Origin of the sequence: Acinetobacter sp. YH1901141 (genome assembly GCF_013416935.1) — a bacterium.
Lineage (GTDB): Bacteria > Pseudomonadota > Gammaproteobacteria > Pseudomonadales > Moraxellaceae > Acinetobacter > Acinetobacter towneri.
In genome coordinates this window covers 1-2401 of sequence record NZ_VPEY01000066.1, presented here as the reverse complement: position 1 = coordinate 2401, position 2401 = coordinate 1, and the positions used below count along the sequence as shown (strand labels likewise).

The 2401-nt window shown below is 38.7% G+C and carries 1 protein-coding gene and 1 pseudogene; both read left to right on the top strand.

Annotation, left to right across the window (positions count from 1 at the left end; all coding sequences use genetic code 11):
- Nucleotides 1-468 precede the first annotated feature (468 nt).
- A pseudogene (gene repM, locus FTV52_RS14415) lies at nt 469-1395 on the top strand (replication initiation protein RepM); the annotation flags it as partial.
- Between the two features lie 541 nt (nt 1396-1936).
- Nucleotides 1937-2116, top strand: coding sequence for a hypothetical protein (locus tag FTV52_RS14410; RefSeq protein WP_020847111.1), 180 nt, complete (start codon nt 1937-1939; stop codon nt 2114-2116).
- Nucleotides 2117-2401: the final 285 nt, after the last annotated feature.

Here is a 2401-nt window from a genome sequence, read left to right as displayed (position 1 = left end):
CGAAGCGAATCCATTCTTGTTTTTAGCGTCCTAGCCGGTCTTTGAAAAAGCTGCCCCCAGGAATCGAGCGCAGCGAGATTCAATAGAGTTTGAGCGAAGCGAAAACATAGGGCAGTTTTAAACACCGTTTTTGTTTTTTTTGGGCTTTTAATAATAAAAAAGCTTTTAAATGCTTTTAGGCAGCCTGAAAGCATTGATATACGTGCGTTTCAGAGGACATAAGACGACACTTAGTGTGCTAAAAGACGACACTTAGTGTGCTAGAAATTCTCAATAAGACGACACTTAGTGTGCTTTGAAAGACAGAATTAAATATGTCGCTTTATTGACACTTACCTTGCAGAATTTAATTTCAATATGCCTACACTTAGTTTGCAAAATGCGACAAATTAAAAAATGTCGTCTTATTGACTATCGGCAAGGATTCCCCTAGCATCAATAAGACGACATAATAAAATAAGACGCTATATGAAAGATTTAATTGTGAAAGATAACGCTTTAATTAATGCCAGCTACAATCTTGACCTAGTAGAACAACGGTTGATTCTTTTAGCAATCATTGAAGCCCGTGAAAGTGGCAGAGGTATTAATGCGAATGACCCATTGACCATTCATGCAGAGAGCTATATCAACCACTTTGATGTATTGAAAAATGGTGCTTATCAAGCACTAAAAGAAGCCTGTAAAGACTTGTTCGCTCGTCAATTCAGTTACCAAGAACAAAGAGGAAAAGGAATAGCTCATATTACCTCACGTTGGGTTTCTCAAATTGCATACATCGAAAAAACGGCATCTGTGGAGTTAATTTTTTCACCTGCAATTATTCCCTTAATAACTCGACTAGAAAAACAATTTACAAGCTATGAATTAGAACAAGTAAAAGGGCTTTCCACTGGCTATTCCATTAGGCTTTATGAACTTTTGATTGCTTGGCGTAGTAGTGGGAAAACACCAATTATTGAGCTAAATGAGTTCAGAAAAAGATTGGGTGTACTGGAAAGTGAATATCACCGAATGCACGACTTTAAAAAGCGTGTTTTAGAACCATCATTAAAGCAAATCAATGAAAATACGGATATTACTGTCAAAGAAGAACAGCACAAAAGAGGGCGTAATATTATTGGTTTCTCATTCCGATTTAAACAGAAGATACAGCCCAAAAAACAACAAAAAATCGACTCTAAACGAGATCCAAACACACCCGATTTTTTTGTTGAAATGACCGATGCACAACGGCATTTGTTCGCACATAAATTATCTGAACTGCCCGAAGTTGGTAGCGAATATGCAGAGATCGGAGAGTCAGCCGAAGACTTTACGAAACGCCTTGCCGACATGCTTTTAGAGCCAAAAAAATTCAGAATGTTTTACCCGCTACTGGAACAGCTCGGCTTTGGTTCTAAGAAAATCCAATCTGCACCAATCAAACAGGTCGATGAACCTAAGTTTTTAGATTTTTCAAACATGCAGATCAACCGAATTTCTTACGGCATGTCCAGAGATAAAAAATTCAACTATTTGAAACAAGAAAGTGAATCACCTGATGATTTCATGCAACGGCTTCGCATCATGCTAAAAGACCCCAAACAGCAGATTCAGTTTTATGACTATCTGAAATCCCAAAAGTAGCAATTAATCCTCTAAAAAAGATTTCAAAACGCCCCAACTTTTGGGGCTTATTTTTATCTTTTTCAGAGGTCGGTTTTTTGTTTCTCGGAGAGAAACGCGGAAGCGTGCATTCCCTCCTGCTGTAGGAAAATGATAAATCTCCAAACCGCTAAAAATTTGCTTGTTAGCAAAGCACCAATATCGAATTTCACCCCATAGCGCAAAAACCGCCTAAAATCGCATTTAAGCGTCTTTTTCCCAAAAACAGGGGAATCTAGCTAAACAGGGCTAAAAACGCCAATAAACGCAAAATAGGAGCATTTAGACCATGAAATTGAGTGATGCCGAAAAAAATAATCGTTTGTCAGAAGTGTTTTTAAAGAAATCAGATCGAGAATATTACGATTTAGAAATCACTGAAGATCATCAAAAACTTTATGATCAGTACGTTTCAGGTGATTTAAACAAGCAAGATTTTGAAGAGCAACTAAACAAATTGATCAAGTAGCCGAGCGAGTGTCTACGAGCGACTGAGCGTTATAAAAATTTCGCCCCTGCCTTTTCCCTGATTACAAGCTCCCTATTGCCTCATAACGAGATTTACAGAGCAAAGCGACTGTAGCCATTGGCTCCATGACGAGCGAAGCGAGCATAAAGCTTTATGAGCGAAGCGAATCCATTCTTGTTTTTAGCGTCCTAGCCGGTCTTTGAAAAAGCTGCCCCCAGGAATCGAGCGCAGCGAGATTCAATAGAGTTTGAGCGAAGCGAAAACATAGGGCAGTTTTAAACACCG